Source organism: Chryseobacterium sp. FR048 (genome assembly GCF_056844665.1).
On the sequence record NZ_JBXDSE010000006.1, the window covers coordinates 191426 to 208598 of the forward strand.

The 17173-nt window shown below is 36.7% G+C and carries 14 protein-coding genes; 3 read left to right on the forward strand and 11 right to left on the reverse strand.

The window, feature by feature from the left end; translation table 11 throughout:
• Nucleotides 1-60: 60 nt before the first annotated feature.
• The 6 genes from AC106K_RS17570 to AC106K_RS17595 form a co-directional block, all read right to left on the reverse strand.
• Nucleotides 61-1578: an FMN-binding glutamate synthase family protein gene (locus AC106K_RS17570; RefSeq protein ID WP_482446746.1), complete on the reverse strand. Its 1518-nt coding sequence runs from the start codon at nucleotides 1576-1578 to the stop codon at nucleotides 61-63.
• 54 nt (nucleotides 1579-1632) lie between these two features.
• Complete coding sequence (gene mtaB, locus AC106K_RS17575; RefSeq protein WP_482446747.1) at nucleotides 1633-2979, reverse strand: tRNA (N(6)-L-threonylcarbamoyladenosine(37)-C(2))-methylthiotransferase MtaB; 1347 nt, start codon at nucleotides 2977-2979, stop codon at nucleotides 1633-1635.
• Between the two features lie 66 nt (nucleotides 2980-3045).
• Nucleotides 3046-3696 (reverse strand): hypothetical protein, encoded by a 651-nt coding sequence (locus AC106K_RS17580; RefSeq protein WP_482446748.1) that lies wholly within the window; start codon nucleotides 3694-3696, stop codon nucleotides 3046-3048.
• A gap of 4 nt (nucleotides 3697-3700) precedes the next feature.
• Nucleotides 3701-4222 carry a DUF1572 domain-containing protein gene (locus tag AC106K_RS17585; protein ID WP_482446749.1) on the reverse strand — a complete coding sequence of 174 codons (522 nt, stop codon included), beginning with the start codon at nucleotides 4220-4222 and terminating at the stop codon, nucleotides 3701-3703.
• 87 nt (nucleotides 4223-4309) lie between these two features.
• Nucleotides 4310-6418 carry a T9SS type B sorting domain-containing protein gene (locus tag AC106K_RS17590; protein ID WP_482446750.1) on the reverse strand — a complete coding sequence of 703 codons (2109 nt, stop codon included), beginning with the start codon at nucleotides 6416-6418 and terminating at the stop codon, nucleotides 4310-4312.
• A gap of 161 nt (nucleotides 6419-6579) precedes the next feature.
• Nucleotides 6580-7377 (reverse strand): hypothetical protein, encoded by a 798-nt coding sequence (locus AC106K_RS17595; protein ID WP_482446751.1) that lies wholly within the window; start codon nucleotides 7375-7377, stop codon nucleotides 6580-6582.
• Between the two features lie 203 nt (nucleotides 7378-7580).
• Here AC106K_RS17595 and glgP point away from each other — a divergent pair, with 203 nt between their 5' ends.
• The gene (glgP, locus tag AC106K_RS17600; protein WP_482446752.1) at nucleotides 7581-9245 is read left to right on the forward strand and encodes an alpha-glucan family phosphorylase; all 1665 of its coding nucleotides are present in this window, start codon (nucleotides 7581-7583) and stop codon (nucleotides 9243-9245) included.
• A 241-nt stretch (nucleotides 9246-9486) separates the two neighbouring features.
• Here the strand turns inward: glgP and AC106K_RS17605 are convergent, their stop codons facing one another.
• Both AC106K_RS17605 and AC106K_RS17610 read right to left on the reverse strand, forming a co-directional pair.
• Entirely contained in the window at nucleotides 9487-9672 is a 186-nt protein-coding gene (locus AC106K_RS17605) for a DUF6496 domain-containing protein (RefSeq protein ID WP_482446753.1), read from the reverse strand.
• A gap of 10 nt (nucleotides 9673-9682) precedes the next feature.
• Nucleotides 9683-10156 (reverse strand): hypothetical protein, encoded by a 474-nt coding sequence (locus AC106K_RS17610; RefSeq protein ID WP_482446754.1) that lies wholly within the window; start codon nucleotides 10154-10156, stop codon nucleotides 9683-9685.
• A gap of 123 nt (nucleotides 10157-10279) precedes the next feature.
• Here AC106K_RS17610 and AC106K_RS17615 point away from each other — a divergent pair, with 123 nt between their 5' ends.
• Nucleotides 10280-12409, forward strand: a complete 2130-nt coding sequence (locus AC106K_RS17615; RefSeq protein ID WP_482446755.1) for a S9 family peptidase — start codon at nucleotides 10280-10282, stop codon at nucleotides 12407-12409.
• Between the two features lie 74 nt (nucleotides 12410-12483).
• Here AC106K_RS17615 and AC106K_RS17620 read toward each other — a convergent pair whose 3' ends face one another.
• The 3 genes from AC106K_RS17620 to AC106K_RS17630 form a co-directional block, all read right to left on the reverse strand.
• Entirely contained in the window at nucleotides 12484-13302 is an 819-nt protein-coding gene (locus tag AC106K_RS17620; protein WP_482446756.1) for a GLPGLI family protein, read from the reverse strand.
• An 8-nt stretch (nucleotides 13303-13310) separates the two neighbouring features.
• Nucleotides 13311-14873, reverse strand: a complete 1563-nt coding sequence (locus AC106K_RS17625; RefSeq protein ID WP_482446757.1) for a vitamin K epoxide reductase family protein — start codon at nucleotides 14871-14873, stop codon at nucleotides 13311-13313.
• Nucleotides 14874-14944: 71 nt separating this feature from the next.
• Nucleotides 14945-15130 carry a hypothetical protein gene (locus AC106K_RS17630; protein WP_482446758.1) on the reverse strand — a complete coding sequence of 62 codons (186 nt, stop codon included), beginning with the start codon at nucleotides 15128-15130 and terminating at the stop codon, nucleotides 14945-14947.
• A 270-nt stretch (nucleotides 15131-15400) separates the two neighbouring features.
• Between AC106K_RS17630 and AC106K_RS17635 the strand changes: the two genes are divergently transcribed.
• A complete protein-coding gene (locus AC106K_RS17635; RefSeq protein ID WP_047094811.1) occupies nucleotides 15401-17056 on the forward strand; it encodes a peptide MFS transporter in 1656 nt (551 codons plus the stop codon).
• Nucleotides 17057-17173: the final 117 nt, after the last annotated feature.

Sequence of the window (17173 nt, forward strand, 5' to 3'; positions counted from 1 at the left end):
ATAAAAAATAAAAAAACCACCTTTCTCAGGTGGTTTTTTTATATCTACAATTATATCTTTTTAAGATCTTGCTTTCTGCTTTACATTCCCTAAAATATCCGGGAAGTAGAGATCTGCAAGATGATCAAATTCATCACCTCTCATAAACATGGTAGCATCTACTTCTTCATAAGAACTTCTTCCGGCAGCCGCAATCAGTTCATTACAGGTATGCAGTGTATTTTTATGGAAGTGATATACTCTTTCTGCCTTATCTGTCACATCAAGCCCTTTAATAAGCATCTTATCCTGTGTAGCAACTCCCGTAGGACAATTGTTTGAGTTACATCTCAAAGCCTGGATACATCCTAAAGAGAACATAAATCCTCTTGCATTATTACACATATCTGCTCCCATGGCAACTGCTCTCAGAATATCTAAGCTGGTAAGTACTTTACCGCTGGCAATGACTCTCAGTTTATTTCTTACGTTATAGTTGTTCAGTGTTCGGTTGACAAAGATCAAAGCTGGTTCCAGAGGCATCCCTACTCCATCTGAGAATTCAGGCGGTGCTGCTCCGGTTCCTCCCTCTGCACCATCGATCGTAATGAAATCCGGATAGATCTTCAATACGTTCATTTGTACACATATATCTTCAAATTCTTTTGTATCTCCTATACAAAGCTTAAATCCTACGGGTTTCCCTCCTGAAAGCTCTCTTAACTGCTGTACAAACCTCAACAATCCGGCTGCATCAGAGAAAGAAGTATGTGATGGAGGTGAAATAACAGTCATTCCCGGTGTTACGTGACGGATGGCTGCAATTTCAGGAGTATTCTTAACTCCCGGAAGAACTCCTCCATGCCCTGGTTTTGCTCCCTGTGACAACTTGATCTCAATCATTTTCACATTAGGAAGCGTTGAATATTTAGTAAATAATTCAGGATTAAATTTTCCTTCATCATCACGGCATCCAAAATACCCTGTTCCGATCTGCCAGCATAGGTCTCCTCCTTCAAGGTGATAAGGTGAAATACCTCCTTCTCCCGTATTATGATAGAAATTTCCTTTTTTTGCCCCTCTGTTCAGGGAAATCTGTGCTCTGTCACTTAATGCTCCAAAACTCATTGCTGAAATATTGAATAAAGAAGCGTGATAAGGCTGTGTACACTGCTCTCCTCCTACCCAAACTCTTGGAAGTTCTTCTGACGGAGATTTCGCATAAATAGAATGCTTGATTCCTTCATACTTTCGGTGGTTCACTTCCAGCTGTGTACCGAATGCTACTGTATCACTCAGATTTTTAGCACGTCTGTATACTGCAGAACGCTGATTTCTTGGAAATGGTTTCCCATCGGTCTCCCTTTCGATGAAATACTGCTGCATTTCGGGTGAAATACTTTCGAAAAAGTACCTGAAGTATCCCAATACAGGAAAGTTCCTCAAAATAGCATGTTTCGACTGGTAAGCATTGTACACACCCAATGCATAAATGGCGGATAACAGTATCGGTATCCAATAATGCGCTCTGATCAGCAGTGCTATAATCCATGTAGCAACTACTAATACAATTCCCCAAGATAAAAACTTATCTCTCATGAATGTAGTATTTAAAAGTTTAAAAATAAATTTAGTGGAAATTTTGCAAAGAGCCTATGCTTTTGCTAAAAAATTTTGGTAGGAAGATTGCACAGAAACCGTGCCATCTGACAGGATTTTTTCTAAATTTAGAAATTCGATTTGATTTACGGATGCAGGGTCAAAGTCTTTCTGAACTCTCACATAGTTTTCTGTGAAGCCAAACATTTTCCCGTCTTTATTTTCGTGCTCCCAAAGTACAGGAAGCGTTTTACCCAGCTGGGTCTGATAAAATGCCATTTTCTTCTTTTCAGAAAGAATTCTCAGCATTTTGTTACGTTTTTTTCTTTCAGCTACCGGAACAACGCCGTTCATTGCAGCTGCTTCTGTATTTTCTCTTTCAGAATAAGTAAATACGTGAAGATAGGTAATAGGAAGTTCATTAAGGAAATTATAGGTTTCCATGAATAATTCCTCTGTTTCTCCCGGGAATCCTACAATCACATCTACCCCAATAGCCGCATCAGGCATTACCTCACGGATTTTGTTGACTCTGTCATTGTAAAGTTTTGTCAGATAACGACGTTTCATTTTTTTCAACAAATCATCGCTTCCGGACTGTAGCGGGATATGAAAATGCGGAACAAAGCTTCTGCTTTTAGAAACCAGTTCGATACTTTCATCTTTCAAAAGATTAGGTTCAATGGAAGAAATACGGATTCTTTCAATACCTTCTACCTTATCCAGTTCTGAAATAAGATCAAGGAAAGTATGCTCATGGCGTTTATTTCCAAATTCACCTTTACCGTAATCACCGATATTTACTCCGGTAAGAACGATTTCTTTTATATCTTTTGCTGCAATTTCTGTAGCATTTCTGAGAACATTTTCGATGGTATCTGAACGGGAAATTCCTCTGGCTAACGGAATGGTACAGTAGGTACATTTGTAATCACAGCCATCCTGTACTTTCAGAAAAGCTCTGGTTCTGTCTCCTATGGAATAACTTCCGATAAAGAAGTCAGTTTCTTCGATCTCGCATGAATGAACAATTCCTTCATTCTCGGATTTTTCAAGATCATCAAGGTAGCTCAGAATATTGAATTTTTCTTTAGCCCCCAAAACAAGATCTACTCCTTCGATCTGAGAGATTTCTTCAGGTTTCAACTGTGCATAACATCCAACAATCACCACCAACCCATCAGGATTGGCTTTCATTGCTCTTTTTACGTGAAGTTTACATTCACGGTCAGCATTTTCAGTTACCGAACAGGTATTGATAACATATACGTTCGCCTTTTCGTCAAAGCCTACTTTATCATAACCTGCATCTGTTAATTGACGGGCAATAGTAGATGTTTCCGCAAAATTTAATTTGCAGCCAAGTGTATGAAATGCGGCAGTTCTGTGAAAAGTAGACATTTGTTACTCCTGAATTTTATGGGTGCAAAGATAGTAATTTTAATGAGAACTCAAGATTGATTCAGTCTATTGTTTATATTCGTCCCTTACTTCAGGGCTGTTGATAAAGCATACGGACGAAAAATTAATTTCAGTATCATTTTCTTCAGGTTTTTGCAGATCTGCAATGCATTTTTCCCTTATCTCCCATATTTCATCTAAACTATAGCTGATTTTCTCATCATTAAGCCATTTTTGAAGAAATTTTTTGTGAATAGCTATTTTCATTGTAGTAATCTGATCATATTCTATCTCCACCTCCGCTAAGATGCTATCTTTAAATTTGTTATAATCTGATTGAGGTTTTGTAAAATCATAATACTGATCATTGATTTTTAAATAATTATGCGCTTCAGGAATGTAGGAAAGCTCATATTGACGGAGGGTATTTTTTATAGACGCAGCATATTCTGAATTCATTTTAAATATCCCGAGCATTAACTGTACCTGAGCTTTATTATTTTCCAACGCCAGTTTTCGCAATAGCGCATGCTTTGTACTACAGGTCCCTCCTATGTCTTCAAAAACACAGAGAATATTATTTTTATCCAGGTTTCTTTTATAAGGAAGTGCAGCAATATATTGACATGCAGCCTCAAAATCATGGATATTCAATTCTGTAAATTTTTCCGAGACACGCCCTTTTTCTCCATTTATTGTAAAATTCTCCCTTTCCATGACTTTAATTTTTCAGAAACCGATCTTTCATTTTATCATTAAATTCTCCGGATTTATTTCTGGCAATGGAAAGGGTCTTCCAATCTTCATTCTTGATCATTTTAGCGATGTAAACAATCTGGCCTATATGGTAAGGATAATGGGCAAGCTGTCTGAAAACAGCATCCATCACCGAATGAGCCTCTCCTCTGATATAAATGGTTGCATTGATATTTTCATCATTGATCTGTTCTAAAGCCTTAAAAAAGCAGTTCCATCCTTCTTCCCAGAAATCAACAATTTCTTTTTTGGTGGTAAATGTATTCATAAATTCTTCATCCCGGTTGCGCCACGACTTCTCTCCGTCTTCCGTAAGGAAATTGGTCCATCTTGAAAGCATATTTCCTGCAACATGTTTCACGATTATGGCAATAGAATTACTTTCTTCATTATACTGCCAGAAAATCTGTTCCTCGGTGAGCTGATCAAATGTTTTATCTCCAAGAGATTTATAATATTCAAAACGTTTTATAAACAGGTCTTTCATTTTTTCTAATTTGATAACGAATGTAAATATTTTCAAAAACAAAACCACCTCGGATGAAGTGGTTTTATCTATACAATTTATTTACAATTATTCTCTGTTTTTCACCAATACCCACCCTGAAAATTTCACAGGAGTACTTTTCTTATCATTTTCATTCCATGTTACAGAATACCAATATGTTCCGGTAGGCACTCTTCTTCCGCCCAGAGTTCCGTCCCATTTATAACCGTTAGATTTATCTGCCTGGAAAATTTTACCTCCGTAACGGTCAAAAACACTCAGGATCAGATTCTGTTTATTACCCAATGCGGAATAATCGATCACATCATTTATTCCGTCTGCGTTTGGGGTAATGACATTTACCAGATTAGGGACAACAATTCCTACTTCCATAGGGTCACAATCGTAGGCATCTTTTACCAATACTTTATATTCTCCTCTTGAAAGGTTGGTGAAAACATTGGAATCCTGCCACACAATATTGTCTATTGAATATTTATAAGGCGGAGTACCTCCCATTACAGATATAGTAATGGTATTGCTGGAAATATCAATACCGGAAATAACAGGCTGCTCAGAAGGAAGTACTCTTACAGTCTGCGTAGTAACGCAATCACCAGTCTTAAGCTTCACCCAATACACGCCAACACCTACTCTGATGGTTTGGGTAGTGGCACCTGTGCTCCATGCATAGCTTTTAAACCCTGGACCGGCATCCAATACCGTCTGGTCTTCTATACAGATGGTTTTATCTTTAAGAAGATCGGAATATACCGGCGGGATCACCTCCAGCGTAATTTTAGCAACATTGTAACATCCCTGTGCATTGATCACTCTTACATAGACAACTCCATTAGGAGCAATATAGGCACCGGCATTCAGAATTTCATTGGTCTGATTGACAGCATCCGTCAGTGAAGGGTAATATTTTTTGACAGGAATAGGATTCTGCTGAACAGCTACAGCCGCATTCGTCAGATTAAAGGATGCTGTAGATGGATTGGTTTCTATAAAGCATGATTTCAGTGTCACATCTTTCACCTGTACTACCGGATGGAATTTTAAAGTAATCTGTGCTACTGCACTACAACCAAACTCAGAAGTTACTTTCACATAAATAATTCCTTCTGCAGAAACAAATGCCATAGGAGTTGTAATCTCATTGATCCCGGCATTCAGATCCGACATTGTATGGTAATATTTCTTGGTCGCATTGGTTCCGGCAAAAACATCAGCGATTGTCAGATCAAAAACTGCTGTTCCTGCATTATTATTGTTACACTGCGTTAACGTTGCATTTTTAGTTGTAATAGCACCATTTTTGAATTTAAATTTCCCAACCTGTCTGCACTTATTAAGAGGATTATTGGTATTTGAAGGGTCTGTATAATTAATACTGTAAAAATAGATGGTACTTGTATTTACAGTTTGTGGAACGGTAATAGGATTATTTCCTGTCAGTGCATCATTCTGATTCACATGATAGCTTACGCCAAAATTCTGATTCCCGTTGATGATGCCGCCTGACAATGTAGAAAAATCAAATGAAACCGTGTTAGCACATATAATTACCTCTCTTGGATCAGCAGGGTTAGCGGCCGGAATTCCAGGAGGATTAAAGGGATGGGGTTGAATCGTAGGATCTGTGAACGGCGATGCCAGACTTGCCGTACCTCCCCACGTTAAAGAAAATGGGGCTGTTGTACTGCTTGTACTGCTTACCCAGTTATCGATAAACAAATAATACGTTTGGCCCGGCAATACATCCAGATATCTGCAATAAGGTGTAGAGGACCCTCCAGCAGCATTAGTAATAGTACTTGTCATATTCAATCCGGTAGCGGGACCTGGGCCTATCACTGTTGCAGCATTACAACGTATGGGTGATCCTAAAGCTCCACAGTTTACATTCGGGCCGAAAATCGCCCAGTCATAATCTGCATCCGGATTATTCGGAATAAGATCAAAAGTCAATGTTCCTCCGGTTGCAATCGTAATTTTATACCAAATTGAATTATGCTCACCCGTAAAGTCTATACAACTTCCGGAATTGACCAATTCCTTGATATTACCATAGCCTGAAGGACTATAAGTAATATTAGAATTCCCACAAACTGACAATGCGGTGGCACAATCTGCCTGGGAATAAAAAAGCTGCGATATACACAGCAGAATAAAAAATAAAGTTTTTTTCATAGATATATAATTTCATGGTTAAAAACAATAATGCATCAGGTTGATATTCAACCAATACCAAATATACCTATATTTTAATTACAAACAATAAAATTCCAATAATTTTGAAATGTTTCAAATAAAAACACTTATATATTAAATAATACCAACTGTAAAACCTATTATTTTATACTTGTAATATTACCACAAAGATTTTCAAGGTGAAAAATTTTATGGAAAGGGCTCTTTACTTCATTCAGGTGCTCTTTATCCTGGATAAATGTATATCTGGAGGCAATAGAATTCATGTCTGAAACAATGACCAGCCAGCATTCGTCAACGGATGTATCGTAATAAGGGAATTTTTCATTTTTCTTTTCAATAAGTTCCAGGATTTTCTCGGAACAGAGTTCATCAAAAAGATTCATACTATATTCATGAGTAATAAAGACGTTTCTTCTGTGAAAAGATTTTCTGATGCTTTTCACACAGCCTGTCGGTTTATTTTTTTTAATACTTTTATAAATACTGATAATATTTTCCTGCTGGGTTTCCAGATTATCCAACTTGGTATCTGCATGGAATTCTAAAAAATAAACACCACGATATTTCGTAGTGTCTTCTTGTTCTAATAATATTTCGGCCTGACGGAACATTTTATTCAAAGTACTTTCCACTTTCTTCATTTCCAGATGGTTGATTACTTCGGTCAATTCTATTCCGATTTTTTTGTCGTTGAGTTTGGCGATAAAGTCAGGACTTTCGCAGGTAAGGTTTTCAAATTTCACCTCGGGGAAATGATGCATAAAAGAGTTGAGAAGCAAAATCTCCGACTTCTTTCTGTATTTTTCACGGTCGTGAAGCGGGGATTCATCTATGGTACGGTGATATTTCTCTATGGGCTTTTTTTTCAAATGCCTGTTCAGGTAATATAAACTCAGATTCTTAATCAGATCTTCATCAGAAAACGTCTTTTTCATGTGTGATTTTTTTATTTAATTAAGAACACATGCAGCCATGGGCTTTCATCATTAAAAGTTTTTGATAATCAAAAATTTACACTCTTAAAGATAAGTAAAAAAACTATTCAACCCTTAGTTTTATCATTAATTTATTGATTAATTAATGTAAAGTTTATTTTCATTATTAATACCTTTGCTCTTTATAACACAAACCCGCATTTATGGATTTTAGGAATTTCAAAATACCCTACAACATCAATCCCCAATATTCCAAAAAAACTGCCTATTTTTCGATGGAATTTGCCCTTGAACAGGTACTGAAAATATACTCCGGAGGCCTTGGATTCCTAGCAGGATCTCATATGAGAAGTGCTTACAACCTTAAGCAGGATCTTATCGGAATCGGTATTCTATGGAAGTTCGGATATTATGATCAGGCAAGGAATCACGACCAGACATTACAACCGGTATGGACAAGAAAGCTGTACAGTTTCCTTGAAGATACGGGAATAAAATTTCAAATCGAAATCCACAGTGCCCCGGTTTGGGTAAAAGTATGGTATCTTGATCCGGAAATTTTCAATACAGCTCCTATGTTTTTCCTTTCTACAGATGTTCCTGAAAACGATCACGTTTCAAAAACCATCTGTCACAAATTATATGACGCCAACGAATCTACCAAGCTGGCCCAGTATATTTTATTAGGAAAAGGAGGCGCAAAGCTTCTGGATGAGATGAACATTGAAAGAGATGTCTATCACCTGAATGAAGCACATGGGCTTCCCGCAGCATTCTATCTGCTGAAAAAATACAATGGAGACCTAAGTAAGGTCAAAGAAAAGCTGGTTTTCACCACCCACACTCCGGAAGAAGCAGGTAATGAAAAGCATAATTTTAAACTATGCCATGATATGTCTTATTTCTCAGGATACAGCATGGAAGAAGTAAAAAGCATTGAGGGAACAGATGATGACCGCTTCAATCATTCGCTTTGTGCTCTGAAAATGGCAAGAATTGCCAATGGTGTTTCCCAGCTTCACGGAGTAGTTTCCAGAGCGATGTGGAATAAATATCCTGGAATTTGTGAAATCAAGTCCATTACCAATGCTCAGGAATTCAAATACTGGGCTGATAAACCGCTTTACAATGCTAAGGATGAAAATGACGAAACGGTTTTCGATTACCGTAAAAAGCATTTAAAGAAGAAATTATTCAGCATCGTAGCAGATCAGACAGGAAACCTGTTCAACCCTAATGTATTCACCATTGTATGGGCAAGAAGGTTTGCCGGCTACAAACGTGCAGACCTCCTTTTACATGATAAAGAAAGATTCTACAGACTTCTGAACAATCCAAAATACCCTGTTCAGATCATCTGGGCTGGAAAGCCCTACCCTATGGATTATTCTGCAATTTCTACTTTCAACACATTGGTTGAGGAAAGTAAGAATCATAAAAATATGGCTGTTCTTACCGGGTATGAGCTTTCATTAAGTAAATCCTTAAAACAAGGTTCGGATCTTTGGCTGAACAACCCAAGAGTACCAAGAGAAGCTTCCGGAACTTCCGGAATGACGGCAGCAATGAACGGCTCTGTCAACTTATCCACAGATGACGGCTGGATTCCTGAATTTGCAAAACATGGAGAAAATTCATTCGTAGTTCCAAAGGCTGATTACCTGAATATGAGTATCTATGAACAGGACAATTATGACCTGAACGCTTTATACGAAATCCTTGAGAACCAAATCCTGCCAACGTATTACGATCATCCTGACCAATGGAGAAAAATCCAGCAGAATGCGATGAATGATGTAAAAGACCAATTCAATAGTGATAGAATGGCGGATGAATACTATAGGGTGCTTTATGGTGAGGGGAAGTAATAAAAGGCGAAAGGGTGAGAGGGCTGAAAGGCAAATGAAGTAAAGAAAGCTAAGGAAGTGAAGAAGGCTGAGAGAGTTTAGAGAGACAATGTGAAAATGGCTAAAATTTGATAAAAAGGATTTGTTCTGTTTATTATGACGATTTTGCTGTTTGGCTTTTTTGCAGTTTTGCTTTTTGGCTTTTGGCTTCAACATAAAAAATGCCTGGGAACTTTCCCGGGCATTTTGTATGGTGAATTATTTACTTTTTTTTCTTCGGTGGCACTTTCAGGCCTTCTTCTCTTGCTTCAGAAATACCGATGGCTATAGCCTGTTTCCTGCTTGTCACTTTCTTTCCGGAAGAAGATTTCAGTTTTCCTTCCTTGAATTCGTGCATTACTTTTCCTACTTTGTCCTGAGCTTTCTCTGAATACTTGGTCTTGCTCATGATATTTTTTTTAAGATTTTGGCAGGGATACCCCTAATTCATAAACTCTGGCATGTTTCAAATACTTTGAACGTTCTCTGGAAGTTACCGACTCAAAATGTTCATTTTTGATCACAATGATCGGGTCTTCGATATTTTCGATCTCAAAATTGGCAAAATACCGCTCATCCGGACTTGTTTTGTCATTTTTTGCTTTTATTTTTTGCAGTTCTTCTGCATATTTTCTAAACCCCGGTTCTGAAGAATGAATAAATTTATATTCATCCCCTGCATCTACATAGTAATGAAGTTTTTTTTCTATCAATCCGGCTTCATCCGTAATTTCAGGGTTATCATTTCCATCTTTGAACCCTACTTCTACCAAAGTCCCCCCTTTTTTATGGGCACATTCTTCCGCATCTTTAAAACTGGAAAAACCTGTATAAACAATCTGATCGTTCAATACATAACGGTTTAGTTTCTGGTTGTATGCATTTGTTTCCATAATTATTATTTGATTTGATTATATCTTAATGATATTCAATTTTTTTGCCAAAAAGCGTATTTGAAAAGCTTTTTTATAGATTTTAATAAAATTATTATCTTTGAAATCCATTTACTATTAGAAATGAAAAAACTACTCTTAACTCTTACTGTAGCGGTGGCATTCCATAATGTATCCGCACAGGAAATCACTTTAGATAAAATATATTCGGGATATTACCGAGGAAAAGGTATTGCAGGAATTACCTCCATGAAAAATGGTGAGAATTATCTTGTTATTGAACCTACAGGAATTGCAAAATATTCTTATAAAACTTCTCAGAAAGAAGGGAATCTTGTTGATGGGAAATTTGAAAGCTATATTTTTTCTGATGATGAGTCTAAAATCCTTTTACAGACAGGAAGTCAGCCTATCTACAGACACTCTTTCCTTGGGAAGTTTGATGTAAAGGATTTAAAATCCGGAAAAGTAATCACCCTGAATGACGGAAAACCCGTTCAGGAGCCTTCATTCTCTCCTGATGCTACGAAAGTGGCCTTCATTTCTGACAATAACCTGTACTATCAGGATCTTGCTTCAGGAAAAATTACTCAGGTGACTACTGATGGAAAAAAGAACTCTATTCTTAACGGATTGGCAGATTGGGTATATGAAGAAGAATTCGGACATGCCAAGCAATACGAATGGACCAAAAATTCTGATGCCATTGTATTTGTAAAGTCTGATGAAAGCCAGGTTCCGGAAATCTATATTCCTATCTACGGAAAGAATCTTTACCCGGTTGAAATGCGTTATAAATATCCGAAAGCAGGTGAGAAAAACTCTGTAGTTTCTGCACAGCTATATCGCCTTGACACCGGAAAGATCATGCCGCTTAACTTAGGCTCTTTCAAAAATTATTATATTCCTAATGTATTCCAGACAGCAAAACCTGATGAAATGGTTCTGATTACGTCTGAAAGAATTCAGAATGCTTCAGATATTTTAAAAGTTAATACCAAAACAGGAGCCGTACAGAAGTTGTTCACGGAGACGGATGAAAAATGGATCGATACGGATAGTCCTACTTTGGAATTCCTGGAAGACAATTCTTTCCTTTGGGCATCTGAAAGAGACGGAAACCGTCATCTTTACTGGTATGACAAGGATGGTAAACTAAAAAAACAGATTACAAAAGGAAACTGGGAGGTAACCGATTATTATGGTTTCAATCCGAAATCTAAAGAAATTTATGTTCAGACTACTGAAAAAGGAAGCATCAACAAAGTGGTTTCCAAGGTCAATATTGAAAATGGAAAATCTCAGCTGATCTCTAATGCGGAAGGAAACAATTCTGCCAATTTCAGTAAGAACTACAATTATTTTATTGAAACTTCTTCTACAGCAGCAAAACCATACACTTATGTTTTAAAAGACGGAAACGGAAAGGCTGTAAAAGAACTTCAGAACAACAACGATCAATTACAGAAATTAAAGACTGATAATTTTGCTGAAAAAGAATTCATCACGATTCCTAATGCTGTAGGAGATCAGATGAATGCATGGGTACTGAAGCCTAAAAACTTTGATCCTAATAAAAAATACCCATTATTCATGTTCCAATATTCCGGACCGGGATCTCAGCAGGTTGCCAATTCATGGGATAACGGAAATGCCATGTGGTTCAATCACCTTGTACAGAAAGGATATATTGTAGCTTGTGTAGATGGACGTGGGACCGGCTATAAAGGGGCTAAGTACAAAAAAGTAACTTATATGAACTTAGGGAAATATGAGATTGAGGACCAGATTACTGCTGCAAAGTGGTTCGGAAACCAGTCTTATATCGATAAAAGCAGAATCGGGATGTTCGGTTGGAGCTTTGGTGGGTATATGACCAGCCTTGCCATGACTAAAGGTGCAGACGTTTTCAAAATGGGAATCGCTGTGGCACCGGTTACCAACTGGAGATATTATGATTCTGTCTATACGGAAAGATTCATGAGAACTCCTCAGGAAAATCCGGACGGATATGATAAGAACTCTCCTACAGAATATGCGAATCTTTTGAAGGGTAAGTTTTTATTAATCCACGGAACTGCTGATGACAACGTACATTTCCAGAATTCTATGGAATTCTCCGAAGCTTTGATTCAAAACAAAAAACAGTTTGACTTCATGGCTTATCCGGATAAAAACCACGGAATTTACGGTGGACAGACCAGACCGCAGCTGTATCAGAAAATGACGAATTTTATTTTAGAGAATTTATAAAAAATATAGATTTAAAAATCAATCGAGCCCCCTTTCAGAATCTGAAAGGGGGCTCTTCATCATACAAACATTCACTAAGGATATTTTACAGCTTTATCTAATTCAATAGGGTTATTATTAGATTTTATTTTTTGGCGTTCTCTGGCTTCTGCGGGTTTTAATTCTTCTTTTGAAAGAATAGTTCCGTCTTCCAGCAAGAGTTTCTTCCCTTCAGGAATCGTCAATGTTCCATTCAATGCATATTTAAAGGGATTGGAATAAAGGTCTAATCTTAATTTATTCAAATCTTTCTGACTAACGGGAATTGCCCTGGATATAGAAGCATTTAATGAATTACGCTGATAGTCATCCGGAATCTTTTCACTTTTAATGACAATGAAATAGTAGTCTTTCTTTGCATCATACAATTCCATGATCAATCCCGGCAATCCGTTAAACTTATAGGGTCCATAAGGTATCGGAATCTCTTTAGAAAACCAGGCAATCCAGTTTCTGCCACCGAACTGAGTGGTAGCTTTTTGAAGCCGGAGATTATTAATAACTTTTGTACTGTCCGTAATATTCCATTGTTGTTGGGCTTCTTCGGATATTTTATAAAAGTTGGCATCGCCGATATATTCATAGTTTTGATAGATATTCTTATTCTTCTTTTTGATAAGAAATGAAGTCAGCCTGTTAATTGCATATTTCCCGGTGGCACTTAATATGGAATCATTAATATAGTTGAGTCGGTTATAATAAGCTATATCGTTTTTTGTAACATCCAGATAGTAATTTTCCCGGATAATATCTTTTGAGGTTGAATCTTTCTTATATTTAACCTCATAGATGAACCTGTTGTTCTGGGAAAAAAACATCACCGTTCCCAGCAATATAAATAATAAACTTTTCATAATTTATTTTAATTTTCAGATAAAAATTCCGGGATAAAATACTCCAGATCGGCTCTTTCGTATTGGATAGGATATTCTCTGTCATTAAGAAAAATATTGGGTGTAAAGTGTACCCCATTATTTCTTACCCACTTTTCATGCCGCTTTAGTACTGTGATTGCATGTTCTGAATTTCCAAAGTATTTATCATATTTTTTATACCATTTTTCTTTGTTTTCACTATATCCCTGCACATCGTACCAACCACTCAGCGCTTCCAGAAACTCCGTCTTATTTTCACTGTTGATATAAATATTGCTAAGGTTAACATGAACCGTTCTGTTATCCTGATCATTTCTGCTAAGATCTATATCAAAGAAAATATTGATTCTGAGCTCGTCAGAATACTTCTGAACCAACTTTAGAAAAACAGGATAAAATTCTTTACAATGTTTGCAGAAAGGATTGGTAACAAAAGTCAGATTTTGATCTGAATTCTCATTTCCAAATACAAAAGCACTTGAAAAACCGGTATCCATCAGTTTCTTTTGAAGAGATAGATTATTTTTGAAAAACATGTAGTTTCTCCTGAATTTCAAATTTTTCTTGATTATATTTTCATTTTTCTGTGCCGCCTCATTTTTTCTTCTCAAATTCAGTAATACCATTAATGAGCTCAATGCCCCGATTAAAAACAAGGCTAAACTCCCTATATCCACACCTTTATTACCAAAGGAAATGAGATTGGCAGCTAATAACTGAATAAGTACAGAGATTATAATGACTATGCATACCGGACAATATTTTTCCACCACAAACACCTGATAGTACAGCGATAAAAATGCTACGGGTATAAAAACAAATAAACCATACTGATAAACCGTAAAAAAGAAACCCATGTTTTTTGAAAGAGAGAATAAAATAAAACAGGCAATCTGACTGGTAAAAAACAATAATGAAATCTCAGATAAATCTATTTTGTTGAAGAGTTTCCACTTTTTTGAATTAAAAACCATGTCACAATCCGTATTCAGATACTCACTTCTGCATACCCCAACCGGAATAAATGTGCCTTTTCCATGAGTTTTTTTGTAGGCTTCATTTGCAAATACAAACCCTATTAAAGCGGTAGCGGCAAAGGTTAATTTTAAAATAAAATCGGAAGAGTCATACCCTAAAAGAAACAGGATCAACAATATAAAAACGCCCCAGTTTAGGTAAGTATAGTCAAATTTTGGCTTTGTCCCTGTAAATTCGCTGTCTTTTTCTATAACAAGTATTATATTCTCCCATTTTTCAAAAAAATCATGGGCAGGAGAACCATCAATTGTAAGTTGATTATTTTTATTACTGACCACTGCCAACTCCCCTTCTACCAGAGCCAAAAAATCTTCAGGTAAAATATCTTTTTCATCATTACTTATTCTGTAGCTATCATTTTCTATATTGAAAAAGTTCAAAGCATCAGAAAATGCCAATAAACTTGGAAAATCCGGATGCCCTTCCAGCTGAAGTTCAAATTCGTCATTATCTATGGGGATTTTATGAGACTCAAGGTAGTTTATAACAGCAGTATAACTTTTGTGTGTCATTTTTCATCTTGGTTTTTTATTAAGAAAACAGCAACAGTTTCCTGTTGCCATTTTCAAAGAAGTGATTTCAGCTATCCACAACAAAATGTACCATTGCAATACGAATCACCATTACCATTATGCGTATTTGCACAAGCTGCATTGGTACATGCACAACCTAAACCATTAGGATCCGGTCTTCTTAACCCTCCTTTAATTGTTCTCTGTTCATCTCTGGATAAACTTCCTTTCAGTTTTTTTAAATCAATTTTTTTCATGATGTTTTTTTTAAAAATTGTTTTTTGTCACTATTGACATCTCCGAAACTAGAAAACAAATATCACTTGTAAGAGAAATAGACTTGTATATTTCATGTACAAACAGTCATTTACAACATGTACAAAGGCCGTACACGTTTATTTTAATAATAAAAAAAGTGCTCTAGAGTTAAAATTTTATATTTATTTCATTAATCGTTTACGAAGGAATTATTTATTTTATCAATTGAAATTAAAAACTTATTTTTGAAGAATTTGAAATTTGAATATATGAAGACTAAACATCCTAAAGGGCTGCCCTATCTATTCTTTACAGAAATGTGGGAGCGTTTCGGGTACTACCTGATTCTTGGAATCTTTGTTCTGTATGTAATTGAGCCTACCGGTATGAAAGGAGGGCTTGGGTTGCCAGACAAAACCGCTGATGACATTTTCGGAACTTATATTGCCTTGACGTACCTTACTCCTTTTATTGGAGGGTTTCTGGCTGACAGGGTTTTAGGATATATCAAATCTATTTATCTGGGAGGTTTTCTAATGGCTGCCGGATATATAGGAATGGGTGTTTTCAAAGATCTTCCTTTATTTTACGCTTCCCTGGCATTGATTATTATCGGTAACGGGTTCTTTAAGCCTACAATTTCCACTCTTTTAGGAAATCTTTATTCTGAAGAACCTTATAAGGCCAATAAAGACTCGGGATACAATATTTTCTATATGGGAATCAATATCGGAGCATTCATCTGTAACATTATTGCGGCGTTTATGCGTAATAAATTCGGTTGGGGTGAAGCTTTCATCACTGCGGGAGTCGGGATGCTGATCGGTATGGTTATCTTTACCATCGGAAGAAAACATTACATCCATGCTGCAGAAATGAAACCTGTACAGGAAGGAGATACCAAGCTTTCTGAGATCATGATGAAGGTATTTGTTCCTGCTATTGCTGCCGGAGCTATTGGTTGGTTTATTCCTAATAACATCTTTGGAAGTGACAGTACAGATGCCTTTATTTTCGCATGTATTCCTGTTATTTACTTCTATGCTTCTCTTTACTTTAAAGCTAAACCTGATGAAAAAGCATCGATTGGTGCATTACTTTCTGTATTCCTGATCAGTATGTTCTTCTGGGCTGTTTTCAAGCAAAACGGTACAGCGTTAACAAGATGGGCCAATTATTATACGGACAGAAGTGTTCCTGCTTCTCTTGAAAAACCATTGGAAGGCATCTATATGGTTGACGGAAAAAGCTATGAAGATAAAGAAACACCTGTCTATGACAACCAATTCCGTTCTCAAAAGGATGATAATGGAGATACTAAAAAAGAAATGGGCAAAGATGTCTATTTTAAAAATATTTCTCCTGAGCAACGTGCCGCTCTGGAAAAGAATCCGGAAAGTAAAGTATACTTATACAATACCGAATTATTTCAGTCAATCAACCCATTCTGGGTCATTGCACTTACTCCGGTTGTTGTAGGATTCTGGGCGTTGCTGAGAAGAAAAGGAAAAGAACCTCTGACGCCTACCAAAATTGTTTTAGGGTTATTTATTTCCGGGCTATCCTGTCTGGTAATGGTTTTAGCCGTAATGGCGGGAGATAACGGAGCGGTAAAAGTTTCTCCATTATGGCTTGTAGCGAGTTACGGAGTCATTACCATCGGGGAGCTATGTCTTTCACCAATGGGACTTTCTTTTGTTTCCAAGCTTTCCCCTGCAAGAATCACAGCATTGATGATGGGTGGATTCTTCCTTGCCAACTCGGTAGGAAACAAACTATCCGGAATCCTTGCAAGTACGTGGTACAGCTACGAGAATAAAACAAATTATTTCCTTGTCAATTTCGCTTTGTTAATATTTGCTACCCTTTTAGGACTTTCAATGTTAAAAAGGCTCAACAAAATCATGAAGGAAAAAGGACATTAATCCTTAATATTATAAAGAATATCAAGCTGCAGAAGTATCTGCAGCTTTTTTATTTAAAAATAAAATTAAAACCTTGTCAAAAACCCAAAATAAACTATATTTGTCAGTCTTAACAAA

Excerpts from the sequence above, each read along its gene's own strand:
- AC106K_RS17570 (WP_482446746.1), bottom strand. The coding sequence starts at position 1,578 with ATGAGAGATAAGTTTTTATCTTGGGGAATTGTATTAGTAGTTGCTACA.
- mtaB (WP_482446747.1), bottom strand. The coding sequence starts at position 2,979 with ATGTCTACTTTTCACAGAACTGCCGCATTTCATACACTTGGCTGCAAA.
- AC106K_RS17580 (WP_482446748.1), bottom strand. The coding sequence starts at position 3,696 with ATGGAAAGGGAGAATTTTACAATAAATGGAGAAAAAGGGCGTGTCTCG.
- AC106K_RS17585 (WP_482446749.1), bottom strand. The coding sequence starts at position 4,222 with ATGAAAGACCTGTTTATAAAACGTTTTGAATATTATAAATCTCTTGGA.
- AC106K_RS17590 (WP_482446750.1), bottom strand. The coding sequence starts at position 6,418 with ATGAAAAAAACTTTATTTTTTATTCTGCTGTGTATATCGCAGCTTTTT.
- AC106K_RS17595 (WP_482446751.1), bottom strand. The coding sequence starts at position 7,377 with ATGAAAAAGACGTTTTCTGATGAAGATCTGATTAAGAATCTGAGTTTA.
- glgP (WP_482446752.1), top strand. The coding sequence starts at position 7,581 with ATGGATTTTAGGAATTTCAAAATACCCTACAACATCAATCCCCAATAT.
- AC106K_RS17605 (WP_482446753.1), bottom strand. The coding sequence starts at position 9,672 with ATGAGCAAGACCAAGTATTCAGAGAAAGCTCAGGACAAAGTAGGAAAA.
- AC106K_RS17610 (WP_482446754.1), bottom strand. The coding sequence starts at position 10,156 with ATGGAAACAAATGCATACAACCAGAAACTAAACCGTTATGTATTGAAC.
- AC106K_RS17615 (WP_482446755.1), top strand. The coding sequence starts at position 10,280 with ATGAAAAAACTACTCTTAACTCTTACTGTAGCGGTGGCATTCCATAAT.
- AC106K_RS17620 (WP_482446756.1), bottom strand. The coding sequence starts at position 13,302 with ATGAAAAGTTTATTATTTATATTGCTGGGAACGGTGATGTTTTTTTCC.
- AC106K_RS17625 (WP_482446757.1), bottom strand. The coding sequence starts at position 14,873 with ATGACACACAAAAGTTATACTGCTGTTATAAACTACCTTGAGTCTCAT.
- AC106K_RS17630 (WP_482446758.1), bottom strand. The coding sequence starts at position 15,130 with ATGAAAAAAATTGATTTAAAAAAACTGAAAGGAAGTTTATCCAGAGAT.
- AC106K_RS17635 (WP_047094811.1), top strand. The coding sequence starts at position 15,401 with ATGAAGACTAAACATCCTAAAGGGCTGCCCTATCTATTCTTTACAGAA.